Genomic DNA, 1339 nt, shown 5'->3' with positions numbered 1-1339 from the left:
GTTTTTAATTGTACGTATATGAGCATAAGACACTGAAGAAATGCTGGGAAAAGCTTTCCTTTAGGACCTTTTCATCATTAAGAAGCCTGTAAAAGAGGGGATGACTTAATTTTGTGATAAAGTGTGTTATTAACCTAAAGCAACTAATCGATGATTTCATATTATAGGTAATGGTTATTAAAAAGAAGAAAAGAGGTGCAAGAGTAGATGGAGGATTTTAAATCAATAAAGGTTGAGAGAATAGAAAAGAACGGTAAAAAGGGACTTATTATTCATAATCCAACCAAATTTAAACTAATTGGGGAAGGAAGTCAAGGTGCAGTTTTTCAGCTTGATGAAGATCTTTGCGTAAAAATATATGTCAATCCTAATGCAGCAACTAAAGAGGGGAAAGCACTTGAAGCAGCGAAGGAAACCCATATTGTTCCGAGGTTATATGAAGTCGGACCAAACTATGTAATTATGGAGTATTTAAAAGGTCCCAATCTAAAAGATTATTTGAAAGGAAAGCAGGATATTCCCGAAACGTTTACAGAACAAATCATAATGATTCGAAAGGAACTAAAGAGAGTTGGATTTAGTAGAATCAAGACCTCAATCGGACATTTTGTTGTAACAAAGGGAAATGTGCTGAAAGCAATCGATCATTCAGATGGCCTCACAATGAATGACCCATATAATCCGAAGATGTTTCGTGATCTAAAGAAATTGGGGTTATTGGATTCATTCCTGGAACAAGCAAAGAAAATCGATCCTGAATCATATGAAGACTGGCAGAAAAATATCGATTTCAATGCGATATAGGAAACCTACCCGATAGGATGACAATATGGGAAAATGGCTTCAGCAAATGCTCGAACCGGTGCAAGTATGGTATACGAAAAAAATTTCATGATGAATGCATCACAAAACCAATTATGTTGTACAGGCAGGAAAAGCTAAAGGAATAAAGTCGATTCTTTCACGTAATGGAGTTCGACTTATTAGGATGGAATTCTCTTAGACTATGGAATTTGCGAAATGCGCAGTATGCCTTGTTACTCCCATTCGTAATGTACACGTTCGGAAATATCCTTAGCGGCTTTGTAAAACCAATAGCATATTGTTTTTCGAAAGGCATGGTTGCCGACATGTTCCGCGCCAACGAACTCTACAGTCTAATTTAGCTGCTGATAGGCCTGAAAAGGATAAAATGGGATGTCGCTTTCTTATATGGGAATAAGTTAGGAGTAATACGTTTTTCATAAAGTCATAGAACTCCAGGAAGCAATTCGCGATATTCATGTCGCGAATTTTTTCCGTTTTGCCTTCATTGTCACGAAGATAATTATATTTTTAC

General features: G+C 36.4%; 1 protein-coding gene. It reads left to right on the top strand.

From position 1 onward, the window contains the following. Nucleotides 1-207 precede the first annotated feature (207 nt). Nucleotides 208-804, top strand: coding sequence for a serine/threonine protein kinase (locus tag ACFVSH_RS26700; protein ID WP_387598840.1), 597 nt, complete (start codon nt 208-210; stop codon nt 802-804). The last annotated feature ends 535 nt before the right edge of the window (nt 805-1339 follow it).

Origin of the sequence: Peribacillus sp. NPDC058002 (assembly GCF_042886655.1) — a bacterium.
Taxonomy (GTDB): domain Bacteria; phylum Bacillota; class Bacilli; order Bacillales; family DSM-1321; genus Peribacillus; species Peribacillus aracenensis.
The sequence above is the reverse complement of the archived record's forward strand: the minus strand, read 5'-3'. Positions and strand labels throughout refer to the sequence as shown.